Genomic DNA, 17,039 nt, shown 5'->3' on the forward strand with positions numbered 1-17,039 from the left:
AAAGCAATGAAGATCCATGCCGCGGTGGCGCGTGCGCCGCATACGCCATTTTCGCTGGAAAAGCTCGATCTGGAGGAGCCGCGCGAGGGTGAAATCCTGGTTCGCGTCGTGGCGACAGGGGTTTGCCACACCGATATCGTCATGCGCGACCAGCATCTGCCGGTGCCGCAGCCGGTCGTGCTCGGCCATGAAGGCGCCGGCATCGTCGAGCGCGTCGGGCCGGGCGTTGCCAAGGTCAAGCCCGGCGATCACGTGGTCATGACCTTCAATTCCTGCGGTCATTGCCCGAGCTGCAACGATCACCAGGAGACCTATTGCCACGAATTCTTCCCGCGCAATTTCTTCGGGACGCGCGCCGATGGTTCGAGCGGGCTTTCATGCGAGGGTGAGCCGGTTCACGGCAATATATTCGGACAATCCTCCTTTGCCAGCCACGCGCTGTGCCATGAACGCAATATCGTGAAAGTGCCTGGGGATGCGGATCTGGCGCTGCTCGGGCCGCTTGCCTGCGGCATCCAGACCGGCGCCGGCGCAGTCATGAACGCGTTGAAGGTCGAGCCGGGAAAAGTGCTCGCGGTTTTCGGCATGGGCTCCGTCGGTCTTGCCGCCGTGATGGCGGCGCGGATCGTCGGCGCTTCGCGGATCATCGCCGTCGACGTCAACGAGACGCGGCTGGAACTTGCCGCGGAACTCGGCGCGACCGACATCGTCAACGGCAAGGCGAGCGACGCGGTTGCGGCGATCATGGCGCTGACCGGCGCCGGCGTCGATTATTCGATCGATGCCTCCGGCGTGCCCGTCGTCATCGACCAGTGCGTGCGGGTGCTGGCGCCGCGCGGCACCTGCGGCATCGTCGGGGCCTCGCCGCATGGCGCGACGCTGACGCTCGACCTCACCCATATCCTGTCCGGCGGGCGCCGGGTCCGCGGCATCGTCGAGGGCGATTCCAATCCCGACGTGCTGATCCCGTTGTTGATCGATCTGCATCGGCAGGGCCGCTTCCCTTTCGACAGGCTCATCACCTTCTATGACTTCGCCGACATTAACCAGGCGGTGGAGGATTCCGAAAAGGGCATCGTGCTGAAACCGGTCGTGCGTCAGCCGGCCCTCTGACACCGTTCAAGGGAGGAAACAATGAACACCGTCACCCAAATCGCCACCGATACCAGCCCCGATGTCATGAAGGCGCTGCTTGGCCGGCAAAGGGCGTCTTTCCTGAGGGAAGGGCCGCCAAACATTGAGACCCGCATTGATCGCATCGACCGCGTCATCGCCCTTCTCGTCGACCATAAGGATGCGATTGCCGCTGCCCTGTCGGACGATTTCGGCAGCCGCAGCGTCGAAGCGAGCCTGCTCCTCGACGTCTTTACCTGCGTCGGTTCGCTCAAATATGCCAGGGCACATCTTGCCGAATGGCTGAAGCCCGAGCAGCATGAGGCATTATTCCCGGACGCGGTGGCCGAAGTGGTATACCAGCCGAAGGGGGTTATCGGAATCCTCAGCCCGTGGAACTTCCCTTATCAGCTCGCCCTTGCGCCGCTTGCCGGCATTCTCGCCGCCGGCAACCGCGCCATGATCAAGCCGTCTGAGGTGACGCCGGCCTCTGCCGCCTTGATGGCGGAACTCATCGCCGGCTCCTTCGACGAAACGGAAATCGCTGTCGTTCAGGGCGGACCGGCGACGGGCACGGCCTTTACATCACTTGCCTTCGACCATCTGATCTTCACCGGCGGAACCGCGATCGCCCATCATGTCATGCGCGCGGCGGCGGAAAACCTGACGCCGCTGACGCTTGAGCTCGGCGGCAAGTCGCCGGTCATCGTCGGCCGCTCGGCCGACCTCGCCGACGCGGCGCGCCGCGTCATGACCGTCAAGACGCTGAATGCCGGCCAGATCTGCCTGGCACCGGATCATGTCTATGTGCCCGAGGAAAGCGTCGAGGCCTTTGCCGGGCACGCGGTCGCGGCGGTCGGCGCGATGTATCCGGCGCTGAAGGAAAATCCTGATTACACTTCGATCGTCAATGCCCGCCATCACGCCCGTATCCAGGGCCTGATCGACGATGCCAGGACCAAGGGCGCGAGGATTGTCGAGATCAACCCGGCGGCAGAGAATTTCTCCCAGCAGTCGGCCCACCGCATGCCTCCGACCCTGATCCTCGATCCGACGGAAGGGATGCGCGTGCTGCAGGAGGAAATCTTCGGACCCGTGCTGCCGGTCCTTCCCTATCGCGATATCGCCGACGTCATCGATCGTATCAATGCCAAGCCGCGCCCGCTCGCTCTCTATTACTTCAGCCAGGATCAGCAAGAGGAGGCCCACGTCCTCGACAATACGACCTCCGGCGGGGTGACGGTCAACGACTGCATGAGCCACGTCACGGCGGAAGGCCTGCCCTTCGGCGGCGTCGGTCATTCGGGCATGGGCGCCTATCACGGCAAGTTCGGCTTCCTCGCCTTCTCGCATCCGCGCGCCGTCTATCACCAGAGCAGGATGGTGGAAGCGGAATACATGATGCGGCCGCCTTATGGCGAGGCGATGCGCGGCTTCTTGGCGGCGGCGATCTGCAAGTAGAAGAGAAGTGGCGGACGATGCCGTCGGCAGCGCGGCTGCTGACGGCATGGGTGGCTGCTTGCGAGTGATCCGCTGTCGTCAAATTTGGCAGCAGGGCCTGCGTGCCATACCTCATCGTCGCCGCGGACGCCGCTTTCCTATCGCCGTATTGCTGCCGACCGACCTGCAGACGCAACTACTGACGAATATAGGCTGACAGTCCTGCGACTTAACGAAGCTCAAACCAGTATTGCCTTATGATTGGTTCGGATGACGTATTGGAAGGTGGATCCAACGCAGTGAATGGCATCTGGACGCAATTCGGTGGCAACCTGTCATTCGTGTGCCTGGCGATTTCGCTCTGGGCGCATTTCTCGATCCAATTTCAGCGTCGTTCGGTCACACAGGAAAAAATCGCCTTCGGAATTGTGGCCGGCTGCGCTTCCGTCGGATCGATATTGTTGGCCGTCGAAGTCAATCCCGGCATCTATATCGACATGCGCTTCTCGCCGCTTGCTTTGGCAGGCATGTTTGGCGGACCGGTCGCAGCGGCTTTTGCGGCGGCGCTGGCGTTGGCTTTCCGCTTCTGTGTGGGCGGCACGGCAATGATCGATGGCCTGATCGCAATTGCTGTCGCGACCGGGATCGGCCTGGCTGTCAATGTCTGGATCCGGAAGAGATCTCCCCAGCTTATGGACGTTGCGATGCTGAGCCTCGCGCTCGGCGCCGCACTGATCGTCTTGATGGCGGTGCTTCCCACCCTGGTGCATGCCCGCGTATTGGCCATCATCGGTCTGCCGATGACGGTATTGAATTGCCTGGCGACGGTGCTGTGTGGTTTCGTTCTGTTGAAGACGCAGCAATGGGATCTCGAGCGAAGCATCTTGGTGACCGCGTTTTCGCAGTCGCCCGACTATCTCTACGTGAAGGACCGAAACAGCCGGTTCATCACCGTCAATGAAAATATGATCCGCCTTTTTCGTTTCAGAACCACGGCGGAGATGACCGGATTGTCGGATTTCAATCTTCTGTCGCGGCCGCGCGCCGAAGAATTTTATTATCTCGAACAGCAGGTCATGGACACCGGGGTGCCCCTGATCGACTCCGTCGAGCGTGTCGAAGACAGATACCTGCTCGCCTCCAAGGTGCCGCTGAAGGATAGGCAGGGACGGGTGATCGGCCTTGCCGGCGTCACGCGTGACGTGACGGAGCGGACTGCTCTGGAGCGGGAATTGCGCAAGAGCAAGAACCTGCTGTCACATGCGATGGCCGGCATGTCCGATGGCATCGCCATGTACGACAGCAAGGGTTTTCTCGTTTTTTGCAACGACCAGTATCGCGCCGCCTTTCCGCTATCCGGAGACGCCCGCGTGGTTGGCGCTCATATCAGCGACATCCTTCGCCGCGTTGCCGAAACCGGCGAGCGCACGGGTATCCCGGATAATGACCGCGAAGAGTGGATCAGGTCCGTCAGTGCTACGTTGCACAGCAACAAGGACGAAGAGGTTCAGCTTCACAATGGCGACTGGCGCAGCATCCGGACAAGGTTAGCGGAAGACGGCACGGCGATGGCCGTTGTCTCAGACATCACGGCGACGAAGCAGGCGGAAATCGCGCTCAGGCTGTCGGCGGAGCAGCTGAAGAACCTCGCCGAGACAGATGGGCTCACCGGCATGGTCAATCGCCGGGCCTTCGACGAAGCTTTCGCGCGCGAAACCGCAGGCAGCGCCAGGAAAAACACGCCGTTCAGCCTTCTGATGGTCGATATCGACCGCTTCAAGGCCTATAACGATACCTATGGTCATCCCGCCGGAGACCAATGCCTGCGTGTCGTCAGCAGGTGCCTGCGCCAGTCGGTCAGCCGCCCGGCAGATATCGTCGCGCGCTACGGCGGAGAAGAATTCGTGGTTCTGCTGCCTGCAACCAGTGCGAAAGGCGCGATGATCGTTGCCGAGCAATTCGCCCGTCTCCTCAGCCAGGAGAATATCGTTCATTCCGGCAGCGAATTCGGCCGGGTGACCGCCAGCATCGGCATATCCTGCGCGACGGGAGCCACCTTGAGGGTCAACCCGAACCGCCTCCTAACCGAGGCCGATGCCGCGCTCTACGACGCCAAGACGCAAGGCCGTAATCGCATCCTGGCACATTCGCCCGAGGAGCGGCACGCCATGAAGGACGTCGGGTAGACGGATCCTTGATAGGTTTTTCCTATCGAGCCATCGTTCGTGCGCCCTTGATGTTTTCCCCGCTTCGACAATACAGGGCGCATGGACACAAAATTCATTGGTAAGAAATCGGCGGCAGCCGGCGGCTGGGGCGCTTTGAAGAGCTGCGGCAAGCGTTTGCTTCAAAGCGGCACGCCCATTTCAGGGGCGCGGACGATGCTGAAGGCGAACCAGCCGGATGGGTTTGATTGCCCGGGCTGCGCCTGGGGCGATCCGGAGCACGGATCGTCGTTCGAGTTCTGCGAGAACGGCGTAAAGGCCGTCGCCTGGGAGGCAACGGAGAAACGGGCAACTCCGGCCTTCTTCGCGGAGAATACGGTATCGCAGCTTCGCCAGCTGACGGACTATGAACTGGAACTCAATGGCCGCCTCACGCACCCGATGCGCTACGATGCGGCGAGCGACCGTTACCTGCCGGTCGCGTGGGAGGATGCCTTTGCCGAAATTGGCAGCATTCTGACAGGCCTCGATCATCCCAACCGGGCGGAATTCTATACGTCGGGCCGGGCGAGCAACGAGGCCGCCTTCCTCTACCAGCTGTTCGTGCGTATCTACGGCACCAACAATTTTCCCGATTGCTCCAACATGTGCCACGAGGCAAGCGGCATCGCCATGCGTCAGGCGGTCGGTGTGGGCAAGGGCACCGTGTTGCTGGAGGATTTCGAGGAGGCCGACGCGATCTTCGTGATCGGGCAGAACCCCGGCACCAACCATCCGAGGATGCTCGGCGACTTGCGCCGGGCGGCGATCCGCGGCGCGCGCGTCGTCGTCTTCAATCCCATCCGCGAACGTGGGCTGGAGCGCTTCTCCGACCCGCAGGACAAGGTCGAGATGCTGCGCGGCGGTTCGACCGATATCGCCAGCCTTTATCTGCAGCCGCAACTCGGCGGCGACATGGCCGCGGTGCGCGGGATGGCAAAGGCCGTTCTGGCCGCGGAAGAAGCAGCCGTCGCCGCCGGCCTGCCTTCCGTTCTCGACCACGCATTTCTTGCCGAACACTGCGAGGGTTTTGCGGAATACCGGGCAGCGGTCGCGGCGACGAACTGGGCAGAGATCGAGGACCAATCGGGACTGAGCCGGCAGGAGATCGAACGGGCGGCCGATGTCTATATCAGCGCCGAGCGGGTGATCTGCACCTGGGCAATGGGTGTGACCCAGCATCTGCATTCCGTCGCGACGATCCGCGAGATCGCCGATTTCATGTTCCTGCGCGGCAATATCGGCAAGCCCGGTGCCGGCCTTTGCCCCGTTCGCGGCCATTCCAACGTGCAGGGTGACCGCACCGTCGGCATCAACGAAAAGCCGGCGGACGATTTTCTCGATGCGCTGGAGAAGCACTTCCGCTTTACCGTTCCCCGCGAACATGGTCACAATGTCCTTGCCGCGATCGGAGCAATGCTTGACGGCTCGGCCGAGGCCTTCATCGGGCTTGGCGGCAATTTTGCCCGCGCCACGCCCGACAGCGCCCTCGTTGAAAAGGCACTGCGGCGGCTGAAACTGACGGTGCATATCGCGACCAAACCCAATCATTCGCATGTGATGCCCGGCGAGACGGCCTTCATCCTGCCGTGCCTCGGACGCACCGAGGACGCGGCGGGCAACTCACAGCTCATAAGCGTCGAGGATTCGATGAGCATGGTGCATGGTTCCGCCGGCATCAATCAACCGGCTTCGCCGCATCTGCTCTCCGAAGTCGCCATCATTGCCGGCATTGCACAGGCAACGGTCGGCTCCGCCGTGGTCGCCTGGGCGGAGCTTGCCGACGACCACGACCGCATCCGCGATCATATCGAGGCGACCATTCCAGGCTTCGAAAACTACAATACGCGCCTGCGCAAGCCCCGCGGTTTCCACCTGCGCAACACCGCCGCCCACAGGGAGTGGGATACGCCGACAGGCAAGGCGTCGTTCTCATCTGATCCGCTTCCGGGAGAGACGGTGCATCAGCGGGCGCGAAAGGGCGAGGGGCGTTTCGCCCTGCAGACGTTCCGGTCACACGATCAATACAATACGACCGTCTATGGTCTCGATGACCGATACCGCGGCGTCTACGGGGAGCGGCAGGTCATCTTCATTCATCCGGCCGACCTGACGGCGATAAATGCCAGGGCCGGTGACCGGGTCGACGTGGTCGGCGAGCATGATGACGATATCGAGCGCATCGCTGAGAATTTCCGCTTTGTGCCCTATGATATTCCGCGGGGAAGCATAGCGGGTTATTATCCCGAACTGAACGTGCTCGTGCCGCTCGGCAGCGCCGGTCGGGAAAGCGATACGCCGACCTCGAAATCCATCATGGTTTCCTTCCGCCGGCGAAAAGCTGCGTGAGCGAGGAGGCGTCAGAGGCCGATCGCTTTCTTGCCCTCGTCGCTGCGGCGCAAGACAGGGATATCAGGCTGACATCCATACAGGCCGGTCTCCTTGTCGCCGCGGAGTTGGGGATTGCGCGTGACAGCCGCGCCTTTGCGCGCAAGCTGGGGATCGCGCATTCTCTCGTGCTCAGGGAACTCAACGGCCTGGCGGAGCGCGAAGGCCTGCTGCGGATCGTGAAGCGGGATCCGAGGACCATGAGAGTGCATTACACGTTGCCGCCGCGGGACGAGGCGTAAATACACTGTGTCAGCGCCGGCTATCTGCGTACTCGCCGCAAGCTGAGGCCATTATCGACCGATCACGCGCTTCCTGGTGTCGGAGGGGTATTCTCCGTATGTCGTCTTGTAGACTGCGGAAAACCGGCCGAAATGAAAGAAGCCCCATTTGAGGCAGATGGCCTTCATGGTCTCCCTGCTCTCGGGATCGATGAGATCCTGGCGCGCGGCGCGCAGCCGAAGCGTCAGCAGATAGGCGGCGGGAGAGGTTCCCCTGAATGCACGAAAACCGGTTTCGAGCGCCCGGCTGGATACGCCGGCCGCTTCGGCCACCTTCAGCATGGTGATCGGCTGCTCGATATTGGCGTGCATGAATTCGATCGCCCTGCGGACGTGCCGGGGGGCAATCAGGGACGGGCCATTCTCCAGGAAATGCGACAGCCGGTGCGGCACCAGGCGCACGACCAGATCGGCCAGCGCCTGCGTCATATGCGCCATGGCGATCGGCGACTGCAGCAAGGGGCCATCGTCGCGCATGCCTAAGATAATCGTTTCCGTGAGGTTGCCGATCAACCGCCCGGCGGGCTTGGACAGATCCAGTTCCGGCAGTAGGTCGAGGGAGCCGCTGAACGGCATCTCGAATGTCTGGCCGATCGTCTGGAGGATGACGGGCCAGTTGATCAGCAACTCGTCGATGACGTTCGCTTGCCCATGCATGATGACGCTGTCGGGTTCGAAATTGTTATAGAGAAGCAATTTTCCTTGCCCGGCCTCGGCAATGCGGGACGATCCATAGGTTACCCCCATGCCGCCGCTGCGCGGCACGACAATCGACAGATACTCCGACGTATCGACGGTCGGCTCGATATTGAACTGAAACTCCGCCTCATGATAACCCGTCAGCAGAACGGCCTTGTCACAGACGGAGAAATCCAGTCCCCAATGGAAGTCCTGGGCGCGGCCGACAGGCTCGGCATCAAACGCGCCAAAAGCACCCCCCAGCGTTTCGACCATGTTGTCGAAGGACGAACCGCTAAATCGAAATGAGAATGGGGCAGTGCTATTTTCTGTCATGCTGCTCCCATTGTTCGATGTGGCTGTTTCGACATGCCCTTCTTGACCGCCCTGAGATGCCAGTGTGATGCGCGATCCGCGCGGGCGCCGGATCGGCGCGCCTACCTCTGCCAGTCTTGCCGGTCGTCATGCATCCGCCGTCGCGGGGCTTCATCAGGGCCAGCAGACGGTGCGGATGGGCGGAGCTCGCCTGTATATTAGACGATTGTAACTTATAGTGAAGCGGCTTGCCGCCGAGCAGGTGGATTTCCGCGTGGTCGGTCTCGGATCAGCGGCTTTCGGCAGCCGATCCAGCCCGAATTCGGGCGTGGCAAGCGTCAAAAAAACCAACCCTTTAACTGCATTATCGATTGCTCCGGCAGAGCTCAGATGTTTTTGCGAGACGGCAGGAACTGACAGAACGTGCGGCGATTGGCAAGATTTGCGCTACCGGTTATGACGGCAGTCCGCTGGTAAATGGATTGCGCTGAAGACGCGATTTTGCAGCTGTAGCCACCACGCCACAGGTTCAACTGCCCCGACCTTGCCGAGACGCGCTCATCATCTGAAGTTTGTAGGAATTCCCATCCGAGAGCCGCGCAGTCGCCTGCCGAAGGTTTTATAGTGGACCGTTTAAGGAGCCTTCGGCAGGCTGACAGGCATGCAAGCATACGCACGGGATGGGGTGCGTATGTATGATCCCTTCCATCCTTCTGGGGGCGACGGATGGACGGGCCTTTTGGCTTAGAGACCGCAAACCATCATGGTCTTGGTCAGGAATGATCTTATTATTCTCCAGCCACGGAGCAATTGTCAGGCGCCGATATTGTCGCCCGATCGGCTTTTCGCTACGCAGTCTGGACTGCTCCTGCGCAAAATGTATACGCAAGCACTCGCCTCAAGCCGTATCTTCCGCGGTGCGGCCTGCCGGCCGCCGCGCTCGGAAGGGATCGGGCGAGAGAATCGTCATCAGTTGCTCATCGTCAGCGAGCGCCAGCCCTCGTCCCGCCCCAATCACCAGGCGGCCGACTTCCCAATTCCGGAGATGGCGACCTGCCAGGTATCGGTGTCGCCAACGAAACGGAGAGACAGCCGCAAGCGCAGCTTCAGAGCGCGATCGAGAGGGCGCTATCGCGTTGGGGAGCTGCCTCCTGCGAGTTCACCATCGCACCCGCGAGCTGGCGGAAGGTGACAAGGCCCAATGCTTCCCCGGATGGCGAAATCACCCTCGCATCGTTGTCCTGCGCCGATGCCAGCATCCGGACGGCCTCTTCGACGGTCGTTCCTGATGCAATCGTCAATCCGCCTGGCACCGCACCGGAATGCAAGGATGTCATGACGGCATCGACCTGGATGACCCGGCCGCGATTGACCTCCTTGACGAAGTTGGCGATGTAGGCGTCGGCCGGACGCAGAACGATGTCCTGGCTGGTGCCCTGCTGGATGACTTCGCCATCGCGCAGGATCGCAATCTGATCGCCCAGCCGAAGGGCTTCGTCGAGATCGTGGGTGATGAAGACGATGGTCTTCTTGATCTCCTTCTGAATGTCGAGAAGGACCGTCTGCATATCCGTACGGATCAAAGGGTCGAGTGCCGAATAGGCTTCGTCCATCAGCAGAACCGGCGCATCGTTCGAGAGGGCTCGTGCCAGCCCGACGCGCTGCTGCATGCCGCCCGATAGCTGGTTGGGATATTTGCTCTCGAAGCCCTTCAGGCCGACCCGCTCCAGCCAGCCCATGGCGACGTCGGTGGCTTTCGAGCGCTCCATGCCCTGCACTTCGAGGCCGAAGATGGTATTGTCGAGAACATTTCGGTGCGGCAGAAGCGCAAACTTCTGAAACACCATGGCCGTCTGGTGCCGGCGAAACGTCCGCAATTCGGTCTCGTTCATTTTTACGACATCGACGCCGTCGACAAGCACTTCGCCGGCGGTTGGATCGATCAGGCGATTGATGTGGCGGATGAGCGTCGACTTGCCCGAACCCGAAAGACCCATGATGACCTGGATACGGCCCGAGGGTATCTCGAGATTGATATCTTTCAGGCCGAGCACGTGGCCGTGCTTTTCGTTGAGCTCGGTCTTCGACAATCCTTTCTGGACGGCATCGACATGAGCGGCAGGGTTGGGACCGAAGATCTTGTAGAGGTGGCGGATCTTGATGCCGCCGAAACGTTGATCAGCCATGGACGATCTCCCGATGCTTCTGGAGCCGCTTGCCATACGCCTGGCTGACCCGGTCGAAGATGATGGCAATGCCGACAATGGCAAGGCCGTTGAAAATACCCAAGGTGAAGTACTGGTTGGCAATGGCCTTCAGAACCGGCTGGCCAAGGCCCTGGACGCCGATCATCGAAGCGACGACCACCATGGCCAGCGCCATCATGATGGTCTGGTTGATGCCGGCCATGATGGTGGGAAGCGCCAGCGGCAACTGAACCTTGAACAACTTCTGCGCGCTCGACGTTCCGAAAGCATCGGCGGCCTCGAGCACGTCCTTGTCGACCAGGCGGATGCCGAGGTCGGTCAGCCTTATCATCGGCGGAATGGCGTAGATGACGACGGCGATCAGTCCCGGCACTTTGCCGATGCCGAGCAGCATGACCACAGGAATGAGGTAGACGAAGCTCGGCATGGTCTGCATGACGTCGAGGATCGGATTGATAACGCGCTGCAGCCGGTCGGAACGCGCCATCAAGATCCCCATCGGGATGCCGATGGCGATGGAGAGCACGGTACAGACGAAGATCATCGACACCGTCCGCATCGTATCGTCCCACATGTCGAAATAGCCGATCAGCAGCAGTGTCACGAGACAGCCGAAGACGATCTTCAGGCTGCGGCTCGCAAACCATGCGATGACAAGGATGATTGCCGTAATGATCGGCCACGGCGTCTGCGTCATGAAGCGGTCGGCGGCGATCAGGAAATGCTGCAGCGGGGAGAAGAGGTTTTCGATCGCGTCGCCATAGCTGCGGGTAAATGCGCGAAAGCCGTCATCGATCGCCTTCTTCAGATTGCGAAGTGCGTCGTCATCCATATGCGGGAATTTATAAAACCATTCCATTCGGTTCCCCTTTTTCTTCAAAGAGCCGTGGCAGTCTTTTTGATTTTATCGGCAGCGAGAGGCGGTGCGCGTTAAGCGCACCGCAGTCGTCGGCGTTAGAGCATGATGCCGAAAAGTGTGAGCGGTTTCCGCAGACATCATGCTCTCACTATTTAACTTAGAACAGGATTCAGATTTTAGGCCGAACAGGCCTGAAATCATCCTGTTCTAGAGCGCAGCTTCGACCTTCGTGGCTGCCTCAGGCGAAACCCACTTGGTCCAGAGGTCTTTGTTTTCTTTGAGGAAGTGCTTGGCGCCGTCCTCGCCGGTCGCCTGGTTGTCGGTCATCCAGGCCATCAGCTTGTTGACCGTTTCATTGCTCCAGGAGCGCTTCGCCAGATAGTCCATCACCTCGGGCCCGGCCTTTTCCGAGAAAGGCTTTGCAACGAGGGTGACGATCTTGTCGACCGGCCATGCGTTCGGCTTCGGATCGGGGCAATCGGCAACGGTATTGCAGCGCTTCCATTCGGCGGGGTCGTTCGGCACGCCGGCTTCCAGCTTGACCATCTGATATTTGCCGAGCAGCGCGGTCGGCGCCCAGTAATAGCCGGCCCAGCCTTCCTTGCGTTCGTAGGCCTTGGAGATCGAACCATCGAGGCCGGCAGCCGAGCCGGTATCGACGAGGGTGAAGCCGGCCTTGTCGGCTTCGAAGGCCTTGTAGAGCTGTGTGGTCACCACGGTGCCGCCCCAGCCCTGCGGTCCGTTGTAGATCGCGCCCTTCTTCGGATCCTCGGGAGCGGGGAAGAGTTCTGGATGCTTCAGCACGTCGCCGATGGTCTTGATGTCGGGATGGGCGTCGGCCAGATATTTGGGAATCCACCAGCCCTGCACGCCGCCATCGGGCAGCGGAGAGCCGACTTGGACGATCCGGCCTTCTTCCGTTCCCTTCTTGACGACATCGGGCAGCAGGTCGATCCAGGCTTCCGGCGCGATATCCGGCTGGCCCTTTTCAGCCATCGAGGTGATCGTCGGAACGGTATCGCCGACGGTGATTTCCGCTTGGCAGCCGTAACCTTCGTTCAGGATGAACTTGTCGAGGTTGGAGAGAACCTCCGCACTCTGCCAGTTCATGCTGGCGATGGTGACAGTGCCGCATTCGGCGGCGCTGGCGAAAGACGCCCCGCCGATCAGGCCGAACGTCAGACATGTCGATGCGAGTAGTTTTTTCATTCTCGTTCCCTCTGTTTAGCGGCCGGTTTTGCTAAGCGGGGCGCCGCAGGACCCGCTCCAACGGTTGTCAGGAAGCCTCTCCCATACTCACCGATTTCTTGAATGCCGCCGATAGTCCCTTCGCGACCGAAGCGTCGAACCCGGCAGCGCGCATGCCTTCGATGGCCGCCGCAGTGGTGCCGCGATAGCCGACAAAGGTTTGAACGACGTCATCGGGACATTCGTCGCGGCGCTCCAGCAAGCGGCCGGCGCCTGTGATCACCGTGTTGACGGCGCGGCGCGCAATCTCCGCCGGCAGGCCGTTTGCGACGGCGTCGCGCATCATGGCGGCGGCGAGCAGCGCCGGGAAAGCCGGCCCGGACCCGGAAAGGCCGGTGAGGTAATCGATGTCGCTTTCCCCTGCGACCTCGTCCTCAGATCCGCATGCCTGAAAAATCGCGCGGACGAGCGCCCGGTCGTCTTCGGTGACATTGCTCGCGCCAATCCACGGCGTATAGGATTTGGCGACTTCGGCGGCGGCGTTCGGCAAAGCGCGGACGACGCGACCGGTGTTGTGGCGCTCGGAAAGTGCGTCCAGGCGGATGCCCGCCATGACCGAGATGACCAGCTTGCCACCGGCATCGACATCAAGAGCATGCCAGTCATCAGGACGGACGGAGAGAAGGATCACGTCCGAACGGTCGGCAAGAGCCTGATTGTCGGTGGTCAGGAAAGAATTCGGAAAGCGGCGCGGCTGCTCGCTGCGATAAGAGAGGGAGAGGTTTCGAGGTTCGACCAGGGCGGCACCAAGGATCGAGCCGGCGATTGCTCCGCCAAGCCAGCCGCCGCCGCCAATGATTCCGATCCTCAAGGAAACGCTCATCCCGGCCTTCCCTAACCCGGCCTATAACCATGCCGGGAGAAGAAGCGATCGAGCTCCCTCTGCTGCGGCACTTCGCCGGTGTAGATGGCGATATATTCGGGAATCCGTTTCATGCGGACGGCGAGTTCCTCCTTGGCTTGCATAGAGATGTATCCGATCTGCACGAGGTACGTTGTTCGCGCTCGGACATCTGATGTCGCTTCTGGCAGCCCGAACCGGATAAACATCCGCTTGAGCGCATCAAGTCGGAGCTGATCGGCTTTCCGGACCTCGGCAAGAATCTCGTCGGACTGCAGCGCCCAGCTGCGCACGGCGAATTCGAACCTGGCGTCGAACAGATCATTGTTGAGCCAGCAATCGAAGACGTTGAGCATCGCCTCGGCGAGCGATTCCGCATAGGCTTCGGACTGCTTGACGATGTTGCCGGTGTTTTTGTCGCGCCAGCGCGCCACGAGCTCGGCCAGCAGTTCCTCCCGGTCCTTGAAGAACCAGTAGAAGCTCGTGCGCGAGAGGTTGAGCTTCTTCGCCAGCGGCAGAATTTTCACCGAATCCACGCCGGAATCCAGCAGCGAGTGGTATGCTGCTTCCAGCCATCCCTCCTGTGATCCGCGCCAGCCTGTATCATTCAAAGCCTGATCCATGGATCATCTCCTATCAAATTGTGAAGCTGCGCGCAAGAAAAATGTACATTAGTGTCGAAAGCGTCGACCCTGATGTTTTCGATATTGACACATATGTACATTATGCTTAGCGTCCCTTAGATATTTTAATCCGGAACCACGGCCTATGTCGAACGATCCCCTTCTTCAGCCCTATCAGCTCAAGCATCTGACGCTGCGCAACCGTATCATCGTGACCTCCCACGAGCCGGCTTATCCGGAGGACGGCATGCCAAAGGAGAGGTATCGCGCCTATACGGTGGAGCGGGCAAAGGGCGGCGTGGCCTTGACGATGACGGCTGGCTCGGCCGCGGTTTCCAGGGACAGCCCGCCGGTCTTCAACAACCTGCTCGCCTATAAGGACGAGATCGTGCCCTGGGTCAGGGAAATGACCGACGCCGTGCATGAAGAGGGTGCGGCGATCATGATCCAGCTCACCCATCTCGGCCGGCGCACGCGCTGGGACAAGGGCGACTGGCTGCCGGTGGTGGCGCCGTCGCATCATCGCGAGGCTTCCCACCGCTCCTTCCCGAAGAAGATGGAAGATTGGGACATCGAGCGCATCATCAAGGATTTCGCCGATGCTGCGGAGCGCATGAAGGCAGGCGGCATGGACGGTGTCGAACTGGAAGCCTACGGCCACCTGATCGATCAGTTCACGTCTCCGCTCACCAATGAGCTTGACGGTCCCTATGGCGGCTCGCTCGATAACCGTTTGCGGTTCTGCTTCGACGTCTTCAAGGCGATCCGGCAAAGGGTGGGGAACGACTTCATTCTGGGCGTGCGCTATACCGCCGACGAATGTCTTCCCGGCGGTACCGGCAAGGGCGACGGCATCGAAATCTCCAGGCGTCTGAAGGCAAGCGGCCTCATCGATTACCTGAACGTCATTCGCGGCCACATCGATACCGATGCGGGTCTGACCGACGTGATCCCGATCCAGGGCATGGCGAATTCACCGCATCTCGATTTCGCCGGCGAAATTCGCGCCGCAACCAATTTCCCGACCTTCCATGCGGCGAAAATCCCTGACGTCGCCACCGCGCGCCACGCGATCGCCTCCGGCAAGGTCGACATGGTCGGCATGACGCGCGCCCACATGACCGACCCGCACATCGTCCGCAAGATCATCGAAAAGCGCGAAGACGATATTCGTCCCTGCGTCGGCGCCAATTACTGTCTCGATCGCATCTACCAGGGCGGCGCCGCCTTCTGTATCCACAATGCCGCCACCGGCCGCGAACTGACCATGCCGCACATCGTGGCGAGGGCCGACTTCAAGAAAAAGGTCGTCATCGTCGGCGCCGGCCCGGCCGGTCTGGAAGCGGCGCGCGTCGCCGGAGAACGCGGCCACCAAGTCGTCGTTTTCGAAGCGGCGAACAATCCCGGCGGTCAGATCCGCCTCACCGCCCAAAGCGAGCGCCGCAGGGAGATGATCAGCATCATCGACTGGCGCATGAGCCAGTGCGAGAAATACGACGTCACCTTCCACTTCAACACCTGGGCCGAAGCGGACACGATCGGAGCCGAGAACCCCGATGTCGTCATCATCGCGACCGGCGGCCTGCCGCATACCGAGGTTCTCGCCAGCGGCAACGAGTTGGTGGTCTCGTCATGGGACATCATCTCCGGCGACGTGAAGCCTGGAACCAACGTGCTGATCTTCGACGATGCCGGCGACCATGCCGGCCTCCAGGCAGCGGAGTTCCTCGCCCAGGCAGGCGCCAAGGTCGAGATCATGACGCCGGACCGGTCCTTCGCGCCCGAGGTCATGGCCATGAATCTGGTGCCCTATATGCGGTCCCTGCAGAAGCACGACGTGACCTTCACCGTCACCTATCGTCTCGAGGCCGTCGAGAAGAGCGGCAACCAGCTCGTCGCCCATATCGGCAGCGATTACGGCGGGATTGCCAAGCAGCACAGCTTCGACCAGATCGTCGTCAATCATGGGACCATTCCGCTCGATGAGCTCTATTTCGAACTGAAACCCAGCTCGAGCAATCTCGGCGAGATGTCGCACGACCAGCTTCTTTCCGGAGAACCTCAGTCCGTCATTCGCAATCCTGATGGCAAGTTCCAGCTGTTCCGGATCGGCGATGCGGTCGCCGCACGCAACACGCATGCGGCCGTCTATGACGGGCTGCGCATCGCGAAAGATATCTAATCGCTACAGTGGACCGCTTGCTGGTCGATCGTCTCGGGAGGTGATGACATGAGGTTACGCAATGAAAGCCTCCAGATCTTCCTGGATGCGGCTTTCGCGGCTTTCGACCAGTTCGCCAAGGCCCCGGAAGCCCGCCGTTCGGTTCGTCAGATTTTTGCGGCGCTGGAGCGCCCAGGGATCGCGCGTACGGGGCCGGGAAGCCGATTGCCCGTGTGTGCTCAGCTTGATGTGGCGCTTTCCTTCGATACGTCCTATCCTTCGCTGACGCGTTTGATCGAGGGGTTCAAAGGCGTCGAGCCAATGCTTGAATGGCATCGGCGCACCAAGTATGACCACACGGCCAGCGACAATTTTGTCGATGGGCATGCCAATGCCATGATTATCGGCCCGGGAGGATTGGAAGAGCGGAGCGACCTGTGGATCGGCGTGACGTTGATGGCGCCTCACGTGCGCTATCCGGATCACGATCATGCGCCCGAGGAAGTCTATCTCGTGCTTTCCGAGGGAGAGTTCCAGCAGGGGGAGCGTGACTGGTTTTCGCCAGGAATCGGCGGATCCTTCTACAATATCCCTGGCATCAAACACGCCATGAGGTCGGTCGACACGCCGTTCTTTGCCTTCTGGGTATTACTTGCCGAACGGCCAGCAGTTTAGAAGTAT

At 60.8% G+C, this 17,039-nt stretch carries 13 protein-coding genes; 7 read left to right on the plus strand and 6 right to left on the minus strand.

Translation table 11 applies throughout. The annotated features are described in order from the left end of the window. The first annotated feature begins 6 nt into the window (after positions 1–6). The 5 genes from N1937_RS25700 (at position 7) to N1937_RS25720 (ending at position 7,387) form a co-directional block, all read left to right on the plus strand. Entirely contained in the window at positions 7–1,113 is a 1,107-nt protein-coding gene (locus N1937_RS25700; protein ID WP_260059192.1) for an NAD(P)-dependent alcohol dehydrogenase, read from the plus strand. A gap of 21 nt (positions 1,114–1,134) precedes the next feature. Then, positions 1,135–2,574, plus strand: a complete 1,440-nt coding sequence (locus N1937_RS25705; RefSeq protein ID WP_260059193.1) for a coniferyl aldehyde dehydrogenase — start codon at positions 1,135–1,137, stop codon at positions 2,572–2,574. A gap of 236 nt (positions 2,575–2,810) precedes the next feature. Continuing rightward, positions 2,811–4,739 carry a diguanylate cyclase gene (locus tag N1937_RS25710; protein ID WP_260059195.1) on the plus strand — a complete coding sequence of 643 codons (1,929 nt, stop codon included), beginning with the start codon at positions 2,811–2,813 and terminating at the stop codon, positions 4,737–4,739. An 81-nt stretch (positions 4,740–4,820) separates the two neighbouring features. Then, positions 4,821–7,106 carry an FdhF/YdeP family oxidoreductase gene (locus N1937_RS25715; protein ID WP_260059196.1) on the plus strand — a complete coding sequence of 762 codons (2,286 nt, stop codon included), beginning with the start codon at positions 4,821–4,823 and terminating at the stop codon, positions 7,104–7,106. Next, entirely contained in the window at positions 7,103–7,387 is a 285-nt protein-coding gene (locus N1937_RS25720) for a hypothetical protein (RefSeq protein ID WP_260059198.1), read from the plus strand. The genes N1937_RS25715 and N1937_RS25720 overlap by 4 nt, the downstream gene beginning before the upstream one ends. 51 nt (positions 7,388–7,438) lie before the next feature. Here N1937_RS25720 and N1937_RS25725 read toward each other — a convergent pair whose 3' ends face one another. From N1937_RS25725 to N1937_RS25750, 6 genes are all read right to left on the minus strand, one after another. Then, the gene (locus N1937_RS25725) at positions 7,439–8,440 is read right to left on the minus strand and encodes an AraC family transcriptional regulator (RefSeq protein ID WP_260059200.1); all 1,002 of its coding nucleotides are present in this window, start codon (positions 8,438–8,440) and stop codon (positions 7,439–7,441) included. Positions 8,441–9,525: 1,085 nt separating this feature from the next. After that, on the minus strand, positions 9,526–10,605 hold the full coding sequence (locus N1937_RS25730) for a quaternary amine ABC transporter ATP-binding protein (RefSeq protein ID WP_260059202.1): 1,080 nt from the start codon (positions 10,603–10,605) through the stop codon (positions 9,526–9,528). Continuing rightward, entirely contained in the window at positions 10,598–11,485 is an 888-nt protein-coding gene (locus N1937_RS25735) for an ABC transporter permease (protein ID WP_170256650.1), read from the minus strand. The genes N1937_RS25730 and N1937_RS25735 overlap by 8 nt, the downstream gene beginning before the upstream one ends. A gap of 207 nt (positions 11,486–11,692) precedes the next feature. Next, positions 11,693–12,694, minus strand: a complete 1,002-nt coding sequence (locus N1937_RS25740) for an ABC transporter substrate-binding protein (RefSeq protein ID WP_017967582.1) — start codon at positions 12,692–12,694, stop codon at positions 11,693–11,695. Between the two features lie 67 nt (positions 12,695–12,761). Continuing rightward, on the minus strand, positions 12,762–13,556 hold the full coding sequence (locus tag N1937_RS25745; protein ID WP_260059203.1) for a pyrroline-5-carboxylate reductase family protein: 795 nt from the start codon (positions 13,554–13,556) through the stop codon (positions 12,762–12,764). Between the two features lie 11 nt (positions 13,557–13,567). Continuing rightward, a complete protein-coding gene (locus N1937_RS25750; RefSeq protein ID WP_260059204.1) occupies positions 13,568–14,197 on the minus strand; it encodes a TetR/AcrR family transcriptional regulator in 630 nt (209 codons plus the stop codon). Between the two features lie 145 nt (positions 14,198–14,342). Between N1937_RS25750 and N1937_RS25755 the strand changes: the two genes are divergently transcribed. Then, complete coding sequence (locus N1937_RS25755; protein ID WP_260059205.1) at positions 14,343–16,379, plus strand: NADH:flavin oxidoreductase; 2,037 nt, start codon at positions 14,343–14,345, stop codon at positions 16,377–16,379. A gap of 48 nt (positions 16,380–16,427) precedes the next feature. Then, the gene (locus N1937_RS25760) at positions 16,428–17,033 is read left to right on the plus strand and encodes a dimethylsulfoniopropionate lyase (protein ID WP_260059206.1); all 606 of its coding nucleotides are present in this window, start codon (positions 16,428–16,430) and stop codon (positions 17,031–17,033) included. Positions 17,034–17,039 lie beyond the last annotated feature (6 nt).

It is taken from the genome of Rhizobium sp. WSM4643 (assembly GCF_025152745.1).
GTDB classification, from domain to species: Bacteria; Pseudomonadota; Alphaproteobacteria; order Rhizobiales; family Rhizobiaceae; genus Rhizobium; species Rhizobium leguminosarum_I.